The organism is Uliginosibacterium sangjuense, from assembly GCF_059132465.1.
On the sequence record NZ_CP101132.1, the window covers coordinates 3,714,634 to 3,730,025 of the forward strand.

General features: G+C 68.3%; 15 protein-coding genes. 8 read left to right on the plus strand and 7 right to left on the minus strand.

All coding sequences use genetic code 11. The annotated features are described in order from the left end of the window. Window positions 1–8: 8 nt before the first annotated feature. The 3 genes from NMB43_RS17110 to NMB43_RS17120 form a co-directional block, all read right to left on the minus strand. Entirely contained in the window at window positions 9–1,100 is a 1,092-nt protein-coding gene (locus NMB43_RS17110) for an efflux RND transporter periplasmic adaptor subunit (RefSeq protein WP_494349373.1), read from the minus strand. Continuing rightward, window positions 1,097–1,750, minus strand: a complete 654-nt coding sequence (locus NMB43_RS17115; RefSeq protein ID WP_494349374.1) for a TetR/AcrR family transcriptional regulator — start codon at window positions 1,748–1,750, stop codon at window positions 1,097–1,099. The genes NMB43_RS17110 and NMB43_RS17115 overlap by 4 nt, the downstream gene beginning before the upstream one ends. Window positions 1,751–1,844: 94 nt before the next feature. Continuing rightward, on the minus strand, window positions 1,845–2,651 hold the full coding sequence (locus NMB43_RS17120; protein WP_494349375.1) for a MipA/OmpV family protein: 807 nt from the start codon (window positions 2,649–2,651) through the stop codon (window positions 1,845–1,847). Window positions 2,652–2,830: 179 nt separating this feature from the next. Here NMB43_RS17120 and NMB43_RS17125 point away from each other — a divergent pair, with 179 nt between their 5' ends. The 8 genes from NMB43_RS17125 (at window position 2,831) to NMB43_RS17160 (ending at window position 10,696) form a co-directional block, all read left to right on the plus strand. Next, a complete protein-coding gene (locus tag NMB43_RS17125; RefSeq protein ID WP_494349376.1) occupies window positions 2,831–4,456 on the plus strand; it encodes a methyl-accepting chemotaxis protein in 1,626 nt (541 codons plus the stop codon). Window positions 4,457–4,647: 191 nt separating this feature from the next. Further along, the gene (locus tag NMB43_RS17130; protein ID WP_494349377.1) at window positions 4,648–4,899 is read left to right on the plus strand and encodes a FeoA family protein; all 252 of its coding nucleotides are present in this window, start codon (window positions 4,648–4,650) and stop codon (window positions 4,897–4,899) included. Between the two features lie 7 nt (window positions 4,900–4,906). Beyond that, on the plus strand, window positions 4,907–6,742 hold the full coding sequence (gene feoB / locus NMB43_RS17135; RefSeq protein WP_494349378.1) for a ferrous iron transport protein B: 1,836 nt from the start codon (window positions 4,907–4,909) through the stop codon (window positions 6,740–6,742). Next, window positions 6,739–6,963 carry a hypothetical protein gene (locus NMB43_RS17140; protein ID WP_494349379.1) on the plus strand — a complete coding sequence of 75 codons (225 nt, stop codon included), beginning with the start codon at window positions 6,739–6,741 and terminating at the stop codon, window positions 6,961–6,963. The genes feoB and NMB43_RS17140 overlap by 4 nt, the downstream gene beginning before the upstream one ends. A gap of 185 nt (window positions 6,964–7,148) precedes the next feature. Continuing rightward, window positions 7,149–7,634 (plus strand): hypothetical protein, encoded by a 486-nt coding sequence (locus NMB43_RS17145; RefSeq protein ID WP_494349380.1) that lies wholly within the window; start codon window positions 7,149–7,151, stop codon window positions 7,632–7,634. A 220-nt stretch (window positions 7,635–7,854) separates the two neighbouring features. Continuing rightward, a complete protein-coding gene (locus NMB43_RS17150; RefSeq protein WP_494349381.1) occupies window positions 7,855–9,399 on the plus strand; it encodes an AmpG family muropeptide MFS transporter in 1,545 nt (514 codons plus the stop codon). Beyond that, on the plus strand, window positions 9,399–10,130 hold the full coding sequence (locus tag NMB43_RS17155) for a uracil-DNA glycosylase family protein (protein WP_494349382.1): 732 nt from the start codon (window positions 9,399–9,401) through the stop codon (window positions 10,128–10,130). Before NMB43_RS17150 ends, NMB43_RS17155 begins: the two co-directional genes overlap by 1 nt. After that, window positions 10,127–10,696: a dihydrofolate reductase family protein gene (locus NMB43_RS17160; RefSeq protein ID WP_494349383.1), complete on the plus strand. Its 570-nt coding sequence runs from the start codon at window positions 10,127–10,129 to the stop codon at window positions 10,694–10,696. Before NMB43_RS17155 ends, NMB43_RS17160 begins: the two co-directional genes overlap by 4 nt. On the opposite strand, the gene murB is transcribed toward NMB43_RS17160, so the two are convergent. The 4 genes from murB to NMB43_RS17180 all read right to left on the minus strand — a co-directional run bounded on the left by murB (window position 10,693) and on the right by NMB43_RS17180 (window position 15,361). Further along, the gene (gene murB, locus NMB43_RS17165; protein ID WP_494349384.1) at window positions 10,693–11,715 is read right to left on the minus strand and encodes a UDP-N-acetylmuramate dehydrogenase; all 1,023 of its coding nucleotides are present in this window, start codon (window positions 11,713–11,715) and stop codon (window positions 10,693–10,695) included. The two genes, NMB43_RS17160 and murB, sit on opposite strands and share 4 nt — an antisense overlap. Window positions 11,716–11,809: 94 nt before the next feature. Beyond that, window positions 11,810–12,454, minus strand: coding sequence for a glutathione S-transferase family protein (locus NMB43_RS17170; protein ID WP_494349385.1), 645 nt, complete (start codon window positions 12,452–12,454; stop codon window positions 11,810–11,812). A gap of 25 nt (window positions 12,455–12,479) precedes the next feature. Then, window positions 12,480–13,382, minus strand: coding sequence for a complex I NDUFA9 subunit family protein (locus NMB43_RS17175; RefSeq protein WP_494349386.1), 903 nt, complete (start codon window positions 13,380–13,382; stop codon window positions 12,480–12,482). Between the two features lie 29 nt (window positions 13,383–13,411). After that, on the minus strand, window positions 13,412–15,361 hold the full coding sequence (locus NMB43_RS17180; RefSeq protein ID WP_494349387.1) for a lytic transglycosylase domain-containing protein: 1,950 nt from the start codon (window positions 15,359–15,361) through the stop codon (window positions 13,412–13,414). Between the last annotated feature and the right edge of the window lie 31 nt (window positions 15,362–15,392).

The following is a 15,392-nucleotide window of genomic DNA, read 5'->3' on the forward strand; positions in this document are numbered from 1 at the left end:
CTCCGGGCCTAGCGGCTGACGTCCAGCGCCACCGGCGCGGCCTGCTCGACGGGGCGCAGCTTCATGCCCGGCACCACCGTATGGGCACCGACCGTGACCACCTTGTCGCCGGCCTTCAGGCCGCTGCGGATGGTGACCGTCTGGTCGCGCCAGCCGGCCAGCTCCACCGCACGCTGGGTGGCCGCACCGTCCGCGCCGACCACCCACACATAGGCGGCATCCTGCTTGCGCACCACGGCCGGCAGCGGCAGGGTGACGCCAGCATTGCCGGCGGTCTGAGGGAAGGCCACGCCGGCGGTCGCACCCAGACTCAGCGCGCCCTCGGGCTGCGCCACGGCGACCCGCACGGCATAGGTGCGGGTGGTGCTGTCGGCACTGGCGGCCACTTCGCGCACCTTGCCGGGCAAGGTCTTGTCCTGTGCGCTCCAGGGCCGCACGAAGGCCGGCATGCCGACCTGCACCTCGCTCACGCGACTCTCCGGCACCCAGATCAGCACCTCGATCTCGCGCGGGTCAGCCAGGCGCACCACCGCCTGCCCGGCGCCGACCACCTGCCCCGCATCCGCAGGGGTCGCCGTGATCACCCCATCCATGCTGGCGTTGAGCTGCGCGTAGTCGAGCTGGTTGCGGCTCACCCCCTGCTGCGCACGCGCCTGCTCCAGACGCGAACGCGCGGCCTCGAACTGGGTGCGCCGGCTGTCCAGCACGCTGGCGCTGATGAACTTCTGCTCCACCATGCGCTGCGCGCGCTCGAGCTCGGCCTGGGCCAGCTTGAGGTCGGCCTCGGCAGCGGCCACCTGCGCCGCCGCCGCATCCGCCGACAGGCGCACGTCCTGCGGATCGAGACGCGCCAGCACCTGCCCCTTGCTCACGCGCTGCCCCAGCGCGACCGGGCGCTCGACGATCTTGCCGCCGATGCGGAAGCCCAGGTCCACCTCATGGCGCGCCCGCACTTCGCCGGAGTAGGCGCGCAAGCCCGCCTCCACGCCCTCCTGCACCGTCACCACCACGGCCGGGCGCGGCCCTTCCGAGACCGTCTCGGACTTGCCACAGGCGACCACGCTCAGGGCGCACAGGCTCCACAGGATTGTCTTGTTCATGCATGTTCTCCATCGGGGGACGCGGCGGGCCGCAGGCCGTTCAGCGCGAGGTCGACATGGGTGGCCACATAGGCCTCCCAGTCGATGCCCTGCGGTTCGCAGGGCGAGAAGGATTGGCGCCAGATGCCGCCCATGATCAGCGGCGCCAGCAAGACCTGGCACATCAGTTCGGGATCGACAGGGCGGAACACACCCTGCGACATGCCACGCTCCAGCACGCGGATGAACAACTGACGACCGCGCACCACCACCTGATCGAAATAGAACTGGGCAATCACCGGGAAATTGCGTGCCTCGGCGATCATCAGCTTCGGGATGCCCGCCAGGCGCGTGCCCCCCACCGTGCGCCACCAGCCCACCATGAGGTCGCGCAGGACTTCGTCCGCCCGGCAGTCGCAACTGGCCACCAGCGCCTCGCCCTCGTCAATGAGAGGCAGGATGGATTCCTCGATGACCGCCTTGAAAAGGGCTTCCTTGCCCTCGTAGTAGAGGTACAGGGTGCCCTTGGAAACGCCGGCGCGCGCCGCGATCTCCTCCAGCCTTGCCGCCGCATAGCCGCGTTCGACGAACACGCTGAGCGCCGCATCGAGCAACTCGGCGGGTCGCTCGGCCTTGCGCCGCCGCCGCACGCCATCGGGATCGACCATCATGCCTCCATTCAATACTGACTGACCGGTCAGTCAGTATTGCAGGCCGATCCGCCTTTGTCACCCCACACTTATCGTGCGGGGCGCGTCCGGGCGCTTACCAGACGTAGCCGACGCCGGCCAGCAGGTACAGCTCGCCGTCGTGACCCACGATGGGGCTGTTGGCAATGCTGCGGTCGTAGTACTCGTAGCTGGCCGACAGGGTGGCCAGCCAGTGGCGGTTGAAGCGGTAGGAGGTGATCAGCGAGGCGCCGAGCGAGGTGGCATTGCCAACCTCGTGCGCGGGGCGGCCAGGCGCCGTCTCGTCGCTGCCTACCCCGCCGAAGTAGTAGTTGGCCAGCTTGCTGGAGCGCCAGTAGACGCCCACCCCGGGCATCACCAGCAGACGCCCGCGCACCACCGGGAAATCGGCCCACAGCATGGCCTCCTGCCCCTGGCTGGTACCGGTGACATCAGTCACCAGGCGGGTGGTGAACAGGGCGTAGGGGGTGATGTAGCTGGCGCCGAGGCCGGCCTCGAACTCGCCGCCGCGCTTCTTCATGCCGGCCAACTCGGCCGGGTCGTCCGGGTCCAGGTTGCCGAAGCGGTAGCGACCGAACAGGAAGCTGGAGAAGTTGCCTTCCTTGTAGAAGTAGTAGCGCGCACGGTCGCCCAGGTAGATGAACTGCTGGCCGAAATACACCGCACCGGGGATCAGGTAAGCGGAGGAGTCCTGCGCCTGGTAACGCGCGTCGCCGCCGATGGCGACCGCCCCCAGCACCAGCCCGGCCGGCACCGGCGAATCGTCGGCCGGCGTGGTGAACACGCTGAGGGAGCCCAGGTCGAGGTCGGCCTGCGCCGGCAGGTTGAATCCCAGGCCCATCCAGGCCGCCAGCAGCGCCCGCCGGAATCCGGACTTGAACATATCGCCCCCTGTCATGAGTTATCGCCCGCGCAGGCCTCGCCGCACCTGCCGTGCAGTATAAGCGGCTGGCATGACGGAATCCCGCACGGCATACCGAGGGGCAGGGATGGACACGATTCAGTTTCCCGCCGCCCCGGCCGATACTGAAGCTGCAGTCCCGCCTTCAGGAGGAGAGCAGCATGTGGTTCGACAGCCTCAGTTTCCGCACCAAGCTCGGCATCAACTTCGCGGTCTGCAGCGGCAGTCTGCTGGTCGCCCTGCTGCTGTGCGTCTACAAGATCGGCGCCATCGACAATGAAGTCGAGCGCCTGGTCGACAACTCCGTGCCCTCGCTGGAGTCGGCCTCCAAGATCTCGCAGTACCGTCTGCGCTATCGCGTGCGCAGCCTCGAATACATGCTGGCCGAGAGCGACGGCGAGCGCGCCAAGCTGGCCGACTCGCTGGCCGACCTCGACAAGCGCCTGGCGGCCGAGATCGATACCCAGCGCAAGCTGATCGATGACGCCCAGGACCAAGGCCTGGTCGAGGCCGTGGTGAGCACTTCGGCGGCCTACCGCGAAGCCGTGGAGCAAGCCGTTGCGGCCGCCAAGGCGGGCAATCTCGAAGAGGCAAAGCGCCTGCAGAAGAGCGTATGGGTGGAGCGCGCCAACAAGACCCGCGATGCCACCGATGCGCTGGAGAAGCACAAGAGCGAAGTGGCCCAGGCACGCGCCGGACGCGCCGGTGCCCTCGGCCAGACCGCGCGCACCAGCGCCTACGTCGGCCTGGTGCTGGCCAGCGTGATCGCGCTGTGCTTCTCGTGGTGGTTCGCCCAGGGCCAGTCACGCCGTCTCAGCCGCGCCGCCGAGGCCACGCGTCGCATCGCCGAGGGCGACCTGCGCACCGAGGTGCCGCCGGCCAGCACCGACGAGCTGGGCCAGTTGCTGCAGGCCATGCGCCTCATGCGCGACGCCCTGCGTGGCTCGGTGGGCGACACCAAGCAGCAGGCCTCCCAGCTCGCCGACGCGGCCCGCCAGTTGAAGGACAGCGTGGCGCAGATGGCCACCAGCAGCGACACGCAGAGCCGCGCCTCCTCGGCCATCGCGGCCAGCGTGGAGGAGCTGACGGTGTCGATCAACCACGTCTCGGACAACACCAACGACGCCAGCAAGCTGGCCCACAACGCCGACGAGCATGCGGCCGCCGGTGTCGGCACCATCGAGCATGTGGTGCAGGAGATCCATCGCCTGGCCGGCGTGGTGAGCGCGGCGGCCGAGCGCATCGGCCTGCTGGAGCAGGAGTCGGCCAAGATCTCGAGCATCGTGGTCACGATCAAGGACATCGCCGACCAGACCAATCTGCTGGCGCTCAACGCGGCCATCGAGGCGGCACGTGCCGGTGAGCAGGGGCGCGGCTTCGCGGTGGTGGCCGACGAGGTGCGCAAGCTGTCGGAACGCACCGCGCATTCCACCGCCGAGATCACGCAGATGATCGACACCATCCAGCACTCCACGCGCGAAGCCGTGGCGGGCATCCAGGCCGGTGTGTCCTCGGTCGACCGCGGCGTGGAACTCGCGCAATCAGCCGGCTCCACCGTGGAAGACATCCGCAACGTGGCGCGCCAGGTGGCCGAGCTGGTCAGCCATATCGCCGACGGCCTGCGCGAGCAGTCCACCGCCTCCACCGACGTCGCCAACAAGATCGAGCAGATCGCGGTGCATGCCGAGGAGATAAACGCCAGCACCGGCAACACGGCGCAGGCAGCACAGACCCTGGACGACATCGCCCGCCACATGCTGGGCACGGTGGAGCGCTTCCGCCTCTGAGGGCGGCCCCACCGCAGGGCGGACCCGCCACGGCCCGCCCCTGCCGCTGCCAGGCCCGTTCACGCTGGCACCACAGGGCGCCCGGTTTGCGTCACATCAAGACGACACACCCTGCCACGGTGCATTCGCCCACAAAAACACTTCCGGGCGTACAATGAAAACCATTCTCATTTGCACAGCAGGTGTTTGCCATGCAACTCAGCACCCTCGGGAAGGGCATCCAGGCCGTCATCGCGGCCGTTCATGATCACGGCCCGCAAGATCTGATCGCACGTCGTCTGCGCGACCTCGGCTTCGTCGCGGGCGAGCCCGTCTCGGTGGTGGCGCATGGCCCCCTGGGGGGCGAGCCGATGGTGGTGCAGATCGGTTTCACGCGCTTCGCCCTGCGCCGCGCCGAAGCGGCGCGCGTGATGCTGGTGCAACCGGCGCCACAGGGAGCCTGAGCACAAGATGGAAGCCAGCTCCACCCTGCGCATTGCCCTGGTCGGCAATCCCAACTGCGGCAAGACCGCGCTGTTCAACCTGCTGACCGGCAGCAAGCAGAAGGTCGCCAACTACGCCGGCGTCACCGTCGAACGCAAGGAGGGCCGCTGCGTGCTGCCCTCCGGCCGCACGCTGCAATTGCTGGACCTGCCCGGCGCCTACAGCCTGGATGCCACCAGCCCGGACGAGGCGATCACGCGCGACGTGTGCATGGGCAGGCTGGACGGCGAGGCCCGCCCCGACCTGCTGCTGTGCGTGGCCGACGCCACCAACCTGCGCCTGCACCTGCGCTTCGTGCTCGAACTCAAACGCCTGGGCCTGCCCATGGTGCTGGCCCTCAACGTGGTCGATGCGGCGCGCCGCCGTGGCATCGTGATCGACCGCGCCAAGCTCTCCGCTGCGCTGGGCATCCCGGTCGTCGAGACGGTCGCGGTGCGCCGCGACGGCGCTGGCGAACTGGTCGCCCAACTGGATGGCGTGCTGCCTGCCGCACCCGAGGCGCCGGCTGCCGAGGCCGACCTGCATCTGGCGGTGCGCGACATCCTGGCCGCGGCGGTGACCATGCCGCGCCCGACCTCGGCCATCGACGACAAGCTGGACCGCTGGGCCCTGCACCCGGTGTTCGGCCTGGTGATCCTGGCGCTGACCCTGTTCCTCGTGTTCCAGGCCGTGTTCGCCTGGGCCGCGCCGTTCCAGGACGCGATCGAAGCCGGCATGGGCTGGCTCGGTGAGACGGTGGGCGGCGCGCTGCCCGAAGGCCCGCTGCAAAGTCTGCTGGTCGACGGCGTGATTGCTGGCATCGGTGGCGTGGTGGTGTTCCTGCCGCAGATCCTGCTGCTGTTCCTGTTCATCCTGATGCTGGAGGAATCCGGCTACCTGCCGCGCGCAGCCTTCCTGCTCGACCGCTTCATGGTCGGTGCCGGCTTGTCCGGGCGCAGCTTCATTCCGCTATTGTCGAGCTTCGCCTGCGCCGTGCCCGGCATCATGGCCACGCGCAGCATCCAGGACCCGCGCGACCGCCTGGCCACCATCATGGTCGCGCCGCTGATGACCTGCTCGGCACGCCTGCCGGTCTATGCACTGCTGATCGGCGCCTTCGTGCCGGAACAGACGGTGGCCGGTTTCCTCGACCTGCGCGGCATCGCGCTGTTCGTGCTGTATGCCGCCGGGGTCGTCAGTGCGCTGGTGGTGGCCTATGTGATCAAGCGCTTCGCCAAGGTGCAGGCACATCACTCCCTGCTGCTGGAGCTGCCCTCCTACCGCCTGCCCAACCCGCGCGACATCGCGCTGGGCCTGTGGGAGCGCGCCGGCATCTTCATGCGCCGCGTGGGCGGCATCATCCTGGTGCTGACCGTCCTACTGTGGTTCCTGTCGACCTACCCGACGCCGCCGGCCGACTGGACCGGCCCCGCCATCGACTACAGCTTCGCCGGCCGTATCGGCCATGCGCTGGCCGTGGTGTTCGAGCCAGTGGGATTCACCTGGCAGATCTGCGTCGCACTGATCCCCGGCATGGCCGCCCGCGAAGTCGCGGTCAGTGGCCTGGCCACGGTCTATGCAGTGGCCGGCGGCGACGAAGCGGGCGACGCGCTGATCCCGGTGCTGGCCGCGCAATGGTCGGCGGCCACCGGTTTCGCCCTGCTCGCCTGGTACATCTTCGCGCCGCAATGCATCTCCACGCTAGCCATCGTCAAGCGCGAGACCAACTCCTGGAAGATGACCGCGATCTCCTTCGTCTACCTGGCCGTGCTGGCCTGGCTGGCCGCCTTTGTGACTTATCGTGTCGCGAGCGCCCTGCTATGAGCCTGTACGCCCTGCTCGAACCGCTGATCCTGGCCCTGGTGCTCGCCGCATGCTGCATCGCATGCCTGCGACGCTTCGCCCCGGGGCTGTGGCAGCGCTTCAGCAACAAGTCGTCACCCGCCGCCGCCAAGGCCGACTGCAACAGCGGTTGTAGCAGTTGCCGCAGTTGTGGCAGCAGCGGCGAAGTCAGTACGCGCAAGATCGAACTGCATATCCGCTAGGGCAAACAAGCCTTGCCTGACGCAACGCAGCAATGCGCTGTAGGCATTCGTCCTACAGCGCGCTGAGCCTCTCCTCCACTCAAGCGAAGCCCCCGGGAAACCGTTACCCCGGTCAAGGGCGCGGGGAGTCCGTCGCGCCCACCTGACGAGAGCACCGCATCATGCAAGTTTGGAACGGAGTCGCCATGTACGCCCCGCTGCCGCCGGCGCATTACGCCATCCCCGGCACGCAGCACTGCATCTTCCGCCTCATGCAGCAGCAAGGCGACACGCAGGCCTGGAACCTCTACTGGCTGACCCAGCCGGGCACCGACCACATGCTCAACGCGCAGCCCACCTGGTACCACCATTACCAGTCGCTGAGCAGCGAGCAGACCGAAGCCTTCTACGAAGCGCTGGACACCGTGGTGCTGAACCGCCTGACCCTGGCCACCCTGGTCTCGCGCCCACCGCGCGAAGCCATGCGCCTGCTGGAGCAGGCCGATCTCGCACGCTGCCGCTTCTACCGCCTGTTCGGTGGAGAGGACTGGCGACACATCATGCTGGGCCGCCTGTTCCTCGCCGCCCGCCGCGAGGGCGGCAAGCCCGCACCGCGCCAGCGCGACGCCGAAGTGGTGTGGCTGGGCAGCCGCCGCTACGGCCGCTCGCCAGGTACCGGCACGCATAACTGAGCCGGCGGGAAGTCACCCCCAACGCAACCGGCGGGGTGAATGTGAACAGGCCCTTACCCCTCCCAACCTCCCCTTGTCAGGGGAGGCGTTCGATCGGGCGTGCGCAGACGCCCTCCCCTGACAAGGGGAGGAATGAGGAGGGGTTTGAAGCGCCCGCCCGCACGGCATCGCTCCCGCCCCCCTGTAGAATGCGCCGACCACTGTCCGGGCGACGCATCACATGACATTTCCCTTTGCGGCGTCGGCGCTGCCGGCCCGCCTGGCACGCCACCACCGCCTCGCCGCCATCCTTCTGCTGGGTTTCGCCTCCGGCCTGCCCCTGGCGCTGACGGGTCAGGCCATGCAGGCCTGGCTCACCGTGGACGGGGTGGACATCGTGACCATCGGTTTCCTCGGCCTGGTGGGTCTGCCCTACACCTTCAAATTCCTGTGGGCGCCCTTGATGGACCGCTTCGAGCCGCCCTGGCTGGGGCGGCGGCGCGGCTGGCTGCTGCTCACCCAACTGGGGCTGGCGGCCCTGTTGTTCTTCATGGCCGGCCTCAGCCCGCACGCCACACCGGGCCTGTTCGCCGCCAGCGCAGTGCTGGTGGCCTTCCTGTCGGCCTCGCAGGATGTGGTGGTCGACGCCTACCGCACCGACGTGCTGAGCGACCGCAGCGAGCATGGCCTGGGCGCCTCGGTGCATGTGTTCGGCTATCGCCTGGCGATGATCCTGTCGGGCGGCATCGCGCTGATCTGGGCCGACCAGTGGGACTGGCCCACGGTCTATCGCAGCATGGCCGCCATCATGCTGGGCATCGCCGTGCTCGGCGCGTTGCTCACCCCGCGCGTGGCGGCCGAACTCAAGCCGGTGGCGACGCAGGCGGGGCAGGATCTGCGCGGCTTCGTCGCCATGCTCGCGGCGGTCTTCGTCGGTTACTGGATCGCCCGCGGCGCACTGCAAATGCTGGGCTTCGATCCGGCCGACAAGAACAAATGGGTGGAGCTGTTGTTCGTACTGGCCGAGATCGGCGTGGCCCTGCCGCTGGCCGCCTGGGCCGCGCGCGTGGCGCGCTTCGAGACCTTCAACCAGTCGCTGACGAGCTACTTCGTGTTGCCGGGCGCCGCCGCCTTCCTGCTGCTGATCGTGCTCTACAAGCTTGGTGACGCCTTCGCCGGCAGCCTCACCACCCCCTTCCTGATCAAGGGCATGGGCTTCACCCAGGCCGAGGTCGGCATCGCCAACAAGATCATCGGCATCTGGCTGACCATCTTCGGCGCCTTCGTCGGCGGCCTGCTGATGTTGCGCCTGAAGCTCTATCGCGCCCTGTTGCTGTTCGGCGTGCTGCAACTGGTGTCCAACCTCGGTTTCTACGCACTGGCCAGCCTCGGCAAAGGGGCCTGGGGGGCAATCATGGTGCCGCCCTTCGACTGGCACATCGTGGCGCTGAAGGAAGCCGCCTCGCTGGACTGGCTGCTGCTGGCCGTGATCGCCGGCGAGAACATCAGCGGCGGCATGGGCACGGTGGCCTTCGTGGGCCTGCTGATGGCCCTGTGCAACAGCCGCTTCACCGCCACCCACTACGCCCTGCTGTCGGCCTTCGCTGCCGTCGGCCGCATCTATGTGAGCCCGCTCGCCGGCGTGTTGTCCGAGAGCCTGGGCTGGCCCCTGTTCTTCGTTCTCTCCATCCTGCTGGCCGTGCCCGGCGTGGCGATGGTGTGGTGGATGCGTCACAGCATCCGCGCCCTGATCCAGCCCACGGCCCCCCAACCGGACGCCGATTGATGCCCAGTTCCACCATCGCCCAGAGCCTGATCGACGCTGCGCGCCTGCTCTCCCAGCAGGTCGACGCGATGCGCTTCGGCGCCCCCATCTCGCATGTCTACAACCCGCTGGATTACGCCTGGGCGCCGCACGAGCACTACCTGCGCCGTTTCGGCAACAGCCGCAAGCGGGTGATCTTCGTCGGCATGAATCCCGGCCCCTTCGGCATGGTGCAGGTCGGCGTGCCCTTCGGTGAGGTCGCCGCAGTGCGCGACTGGATGGGCATCACGGATGAAGTGAAGGTGCCGCCCGTGCAAAACCCCAAGCGCCCCATCGAGGGCTTTGCCTGCGCCCGCTCCGAGGTCAGCGGGCGCCGCCTGTGGGGTCTGTTCGCGGAGCGCTTCGGCACGGCGGATGCCTTCTTCGCCGAACACTTCGTGGCCAACTACTGTCCGCTGGCCTTCTTCGAGGAAGGCCGCAACGCGACGCCGGACAAGCTGCCGGTGGCGGAGCAGGCCCCCTTGCTGGCCGTCTGCGATGCGCATCTGCGCAAGATGGTGGAGGTGATGCAGCCGGAATGGGTGATCGGCATCGGCGCCTGGGCCGAGGATCGCTCACGCCAGGCCTGCGCTGGCCTACCGACGAAATTCGGCCGCGTGCTGCACCCCAGCCCGGCCAGCCCGGCGGCCAACCGCGGCTGGTCCGAAGCGGCAACCAAGCAGTTGCTGGCGCAAGGCGTGTGGGCCGCATGAGTACGCGCGGCGCAGTCTTCATCGCGACCAGCCTGGATGGTTTCATCGCACGCACGGATGGTGCGATCGACTGGCTGCCGACCGGCGACCCGCAGCATCCTGACGAAGACTTCGGCTATGCCGCTTTCATGGCCGGCATCAACGTGCTGGTGATGGGGCGCAAGAGCTTCCAGACCGTGCTCGGCTTCGGCGCACAGTGGCCGCAGGACTGGCCCTACGGCAACACACCCGTGGTCGTGCTCAGCACCAGCCTGCATGACGAAGACATTCCCGCTGGGCTACGGCAGCATGTGGAGGTCCACCCCGGCCCCGTGCCGGCCCTGCTGGACATGCTGAGCCAGCGCGGTCATGCCAAGGCCTATGTGGATGGCGGACAGACGATCCAGGCTTTCCTGCGCGAGGACGCGATCGACGAGCTCACCCTGACGCGCGTGCCCGTGCTGTTGGGTCAAGGCATTCCGTTGTTCGGCAGCCTGCCGATGGATCGGCATTTGATTCACCAGGAGACGCGGAGCTTTGCTAATGGGCTGGTACAGAGCCGTTACCGCGTGCACCGCGGCGCTTAAACGACCACCGGCTCCTGCTCCAGCACCACGCCGAACTTCTCGCGTACCGACTCGCGTACGGCCTCGGCCAGACGCAGCACGTCGCCACCGGTGGCGCCACCGCGATTGACCAGCACCAACGCCTGTCGCTCGTACATCGCGACCGGCCCCAGCGCGCGCCCCTTCCAACCGGCCTGCTCGATCAGCCAGCCCGCCGCCACCTTCATGCTTCCGTCATCCTGCGGATAGTGCGGCAGTTCGGGGAAACGCGTGTGCAGCGCGGTGTACTGCTCGACGGTCAGCACCGGGTTCTTGAAGAAGCTGCCGGCATTGCCGATCTTGTCCGGGTCAGGCAGCTTGCGGCGGCGGATCGCCACCACCGCGTCCGACACCTGCAGCGGCGTGGGCGCGGTAAGGCCTTGCTCGGCCAGCTCCTTCTGCACATCGCCGTAACCGGTGTTCGGCTGCCAGTGTTTGGGCAGTTTGAAGCTCACTGCGGTGATGATGAAGCGCCCCGCCGCCTCGTGCTTGAACACGCTGTCGCGGTAGCCGAAGTGGCAGCCTGCGTTGTCGAAACTGATGACGCGACCGGAGATCAGGTCCACCGCTTCCAGGCCCAGGAACAGGCTGGCCAGTTCCACGCCATAGGCGCCGATATTCTGGATCGGCGCAGCCCCCACCGTACCGGGGATCAGCGACAGGTTCTCCAGCCCGCCCCAGCCGTGCTCCAGCGTCCAGCGCACGAAGTCGTGCCAGTTCTCGCCGGCGCCGGCGCGCACGACATAGTGGCTGTCGTCCTCGCCCACCAGTTCGCGCCCCTTGATGCGCATATGGAGCACCATGCCCTCGACATCCCCGCGCAACACCACGTTGGAGCCGCCCCCCAGCACCACGACCCGCTTGTCCTTGAGGTAGTCATCGCGCACCAGGCGCAGCAGCAGGCCCACCGAGCCGACTTCGACGTACTGGCGCGCCTTGGCCGGCAGGTGCAGGGTGTTGAGGTCGTACAGCGGAACGTCGTCGAGGATCAGTGGTTTCATGCAAATGCGGTCCGATCAGGTGGCGGCACTATACGCCCGCGCCGCGGCCGCGGCGCGGCGGACACGACGAACGTTGCGCCACTTCAATACCACTTCAGTCGTAGCGATCCTCGCTCGCGACGTGCTCGCTCTCGGCCAGCGCCAGCGCGCGCCATTGCTGCATCAGCGGGTGCGCCAGGAGGGCCTGCAGATAGGCGCCCGCCGCGCCTTCGGGCTGCACCGCGTAGGTGGCGAACCGGAAGGCCACCGGGCCGAACATGCAGTCGGCAATGGACCATTGACCGAACAGCCAGGGCCCATCCGAACCGAATCGGGCACGGCAGTCGTTCCAGATCGCGGTGAGACGGGCGATGTCTTCGAGCACTTCGGGCGTGCGGCCCTTGCCCGCGTAGTCCTTGCGGATGTTCATCGGCATGTTGATGCGCAGCTCGCGGAAACCGCTGTGCATCTCGGCGCTGACGCTGCGTGCCACCGCCCGCGCGCTGCGCTCGACCGGCCACAGCGCCGGCTGCTTCTCGGCCAGGTACTCGCAGATGGCCAGCGAGTCCCACACGATCAGGCCAGCGTCATGCAGGCAGGGCACGCGCCCTGAAGGGCTGTGCTGCTGCAGTTGCGCCTTGCTGTCCGGCCGGTACAGCGGCACGCGCACGACCTCGCAGGCCGGCTCTACGCTCAGCGCGGCCAGCCAGGCGCGCAGTGACCAGGACGAATAGTTGTAATTGCCCACCACCAGGCGCATGGCGCAGCCCTCCACGGGAAAAGGATCAATAGCGCGGTGCCAGCCAGCCCGGCGCCACCGCCTCCAGCGGCGTAGGCGTGCGGCCGAAGGGCAGCGGCGCCCCCTCAGTGACATTGGGCACCTGCAGCGAGAGCAGGTTGTCGCGGCTCATCAATGGCCCCGGCAGACGCTCCAGCACGGCCGCCTGCAGGCCGGCCAGCGACGGTGGCAGGGCGATCACGCCGCGACAACGACGCCGCACCTGGGCGACATACTGCACCAGTTCGCGCAAGGTATAGACCTTGGAGCCCGCCAGCGCATAGGTCTGCCCCGCGGCTTCGCGATGCGTCACACAGTCGAGCACGGCTTGCGCCACGTCGCCGACGAACACCGGCTGCATGCGCGCTTCCGCCCCGCCCAGGGGCAGGACGGGAAAGACCCCGAGCAGATCGGCAAACAGGTTGAGGAACCGGTCCTCCCGCCCGAACACGACCGACGGTCGCAGGATGGTCCAGGGCGTCTGCGCGGCGCGCACGACGGCCTCGCCCGCCGCCTTGGAGCGCAGATACTCCGACGGGGCATCGGGCGCCGCACCGAGTGCGCTGACGTGGATGAGGCGCGGGATGCCCAGCGCATCACAGGCCGCCACCAGCTCGCGTGGCAGGCGCACATGCGCGGCCTCGAAGGCTGGCCCCCAGGGCTCACCACGCCGCGAGTGCAGCACGCCGATGAGGTTGACCACCACGTCCACGCCCTGCAGCAGGCCCGGCAGACAGCCGGCATCATTGACGTCGGCCTCCACTACCTCGGCCAGCGGCAGGAGCAGCAGATGGCGGGCGCGCTCGCGGCGCCGCGTGGGAACGCGCACGGCATACCCTGCGGCCACCAGACGCGCCGCGACATGGCGGCCGAGAAAGCCGCTGCCGCCGATCAAGAGGACTCGGTTCATGGCAACACTCCTATGGACTGAAACGAAGTTCAGGGCAGGTTTTCCGCCACCTGTTCGGCACCACCGGGCTGGATGGTGCCCAGACGGCTGGTCAGCGAAGGCGCTTTGCCATCGAACAAGGTGGCATAGGCGACAGCATTGGCCATCACCTTCTTCACATAGTCGCGCGTCTCGGTGAAGGGAATCGTCTCAGCATAGATGGCGCCCTCCATCGGCCGTGCGTCGCGCCAGCGCCGGGCTCGCCCGGGCCCCGCGTTATAGGCGGCGGAGGCCACCACCTGGCTGTTGCCGAGCGACTCGTACACCATGCGCAGGTAAGCGGTGCCGATCTTCACATTGGTCGTCACCTGCGACAGGGCGGCGGCACTGTAGTCATCCATGTCGATCTTCCTGGCCACGTACTTGCCGGTGGCCGGCATCACCTGCATCAGGCCCTGCGCGCCCGCCGAGGAGCGGATCGCCGGCACGAAGCGGCTCTCCTGCCGCACCAGGCCATATACCCAGGCGAGGTCAAGGCCGTTGGCGCGCGCCTGCGGCGCGAAATTGTCGTAGAACGGGGCGAGATAGCGCAGGCCGTAGTCATGTTGCTGGCGGGTGCGGTCCGCCGCCGCGATGGCCCGGTCGTAGAAGCCTTGCTGGCGCATGGTCTCCGCCAGTGCCAGCAGGCTGCGATCGTCCGCCGCCCGCAACAACCAGCTCCATTCACGCAGGGCCTCGGTGCGCAGATCCAGTTGCAGCAAGGCGACCGTGCGCCGCAGACCCGGCAGCTCCCGCACCGCGGCCAGTTCTGCAGCGCTGACCGGCGCCCCCCCACGCGGGAAGCTGAAACGGCGTCCCAGTGCCTCGGTGGCGAGCATGCCGTAGAAATGTGCTTCTCCGGCGATGCGCTGGTACTGCGCGGCAGCCTCGTCCTTGCGCCCCTGTGCGGCAAGCGCACGCCCCTGCCAGTAGACCCAGTCCGGCTGATTACGCTGGGCCTCGCCCATGGCCTCGATGGCCTCGCGCAGTGCGCCCCAATCGCCGGCGCGCAGCGCGGCGCGGGCCTGCCAGGCACGCTGTTCCTCGCCCATCGGGATGCCTCCGGCTTGGCGGAACCAGCCCAGGGCATCACCTTGTTGGGACTGCGCGGCAAGCCAGCCGAACTGGCCCGCGACATAGGCCCGGTCCAGGCTGGGGAAGTGTTCGTCGAGCACGCGCCAACGTGCCTGGGCGGCAGCCAGATCGCTGCGCGCGAGGCGGGTCAGCGCGGTCACGATGGCTTCGCGACTGGCCGCCGTGGCGGTGTTGCGGCCGGCGGGGCTGGCGAGGAAACGACTCGGATTGTCGAAGGCGGCGGCCAGCGCAGGTGAATCGAGCGACTGGCGGGCCCAGCCTGCGGCCATGCGCGCGGCGCTCAGGCGACGGTTCTCGATGAGGCGACGCACCCGCCATACCACGTCCTCCTGACTCACCCGCCCACCGACGACCAGAGCTTCGAGAATCGGCTGGCAGGGCTCGGGCACGTCCAGCAGGGTCAGCCATTGCGCCTGCAGGGCAGCCAGCAGGTTCACATCGGTCAGGCTGCGCGCCGCCATGTAGTGACATTGCAGTTCCTGGTCAGGCTGCAGCAGGCGCGGGTATTCCTCGGCGAACAGGGGCCATTGGCTTTCGCGTGCCAGGCGCTTGAGCCATTCGCCGCGCAGCTTCTCGGCCAGCCAGGTGCCATCCTGTGCCATCAGGTAGCCGCGCACATCCTCAGGCGGCAGAGGTTCGGTGATGCGGACCACGCGCGCGGCGAGCCACCAGTAGGCGACGTAGGGTTCCAGCACGTGATCGGTGGGCAGCGCAGCCATCGCGCCCAGGCGCGGAATGTCGGCGCGCGAAGCGGCCTCGCGCGCGCTCAGGATGCGCTCGTCCGCCCCCTGCGCATACACCGGGGAGACTTGCCCAGCCAGCAGCCCAAGAAGCGCCGCCACCGCCGCGCACAAGCCCAAACGCATCACGTACCATCCTCGCCACAAATCGTCGAAA

What these genes read in the sequence shown, in the direction of transcription:
- NMB43_RS17110 (WP_494349373.1), bottom strand. Translation starts at nt 1,100, where the DNA reads ATGAACAAGACAATCCTGTGGAGCCTGTGCGCCCTGAGCGTGGTCGCC.
- NMB43_RS17115 (WP_494349374.1), bottom strand. Translation starts at nt 1,750, where the DNA reads ATGATGGTCGATCCCGATGGCGTGCGGCGGCGGCGCAAGGCCGAGCGA.
- NMB43_RS17120 (WP_494349375.1), bottom strand. Translation starts at nt 2,651, where the DNA reads ATGTTCAAGTCCGGATTCCGGCGGGCGCTGCTGGCGGCCTGGATGGGC.
- NMB43_RS17125 (WP_494349376.1), top strand. Translation starts at nt 2,831, where the DNA reads ATGTGGTTCGACAGCCTCAGTTTCCGCACCAAGCTCGGCATCAACTTC.
- NMB43_RS17130 (WP_494349377.1), top strand. Translation starts at nt 4,648, where the DNA reads ATGCAACTCAGCACCCTCGGGAAGGGCATCCAGGCCGTCATCGCGGCC.
- feoB (WP_494349378.1), top strand. Translation starts at nt 4,907, where the DNA reads ATGGAAGCCAGCTCCACCCTGCGCATTGCCCTGGTCGGCAATCCCAAC.
- NMB43_RS17140 (WP_494349379.1), top strand. Translation starts at nt 6,739, where the DNA reads ATGAGCCTGTACGCCCTGCTCGAACCGCTGATCCTGGCCCTGGTGCTC.
- NMB43_RS17145 (WP_494349380.1), top strand. Translation starts at nt 7,149, where the DNA reads ATGTACGCCCCGCTGCCGCCGGCGCATTACGCCATCCCCGGCACGCAG.
- NMB43_RS17150 (WP_494349381.1), top strand. Translation starts at nt 7,855, where the DNA reads ATGACATTTCCCTTTGCGGCGTCGGCGCTGCCGGCCCGCCTGGCACGC.
- NMB43_RS17155 (WP_494349382.1), top strand. Translation starts at nt 9,399, where the DNA reads ATGCCCAGTTCCACCATCGCCCAGAGCCTGATCGACGCTGCGCGCCTG.
- NMB43_RS17160 (WP_494349383.1), top strand. Translation starts at nt 10,127, where the DNA reads ATGAGTACGCGCGGCGCAGTCTTCATCGCGACCAGCCTGGATGGTTTC.
- murB (WP_494349384.1), bottom strand. Translation starts at nt 11,715, where the DNA reads ATGAAACCACTGATCCTCGACGACGTTCCGCTGTACGACCTCAACACC.
- NMB43_RS17170 (WP_494349385.1), bottom strand. Translation starts at nt 12,454, where the DNA reads ATGCGCCTGGTGGTGGGCAATTACAACTATTCGTCCTGGTCACTGCGC.
- NMB43_RS17175 (WP_494349386.1), bottom strand. Translation starts at nt 13,382, where the DNA reads ATGAACCGAGTCCTCTTGATCGGCGGCAGCGGCTTTCTCGGCCGCCAT.
- NMB43_RS17180 (WP_494349387.1), bottom strand. Translation starts at nt 15,361, where the DNA reads ATGCGTTTGGGCTTGTGCGCGGCGGTGGCGGCGCTTCTTGGGCTGCTG.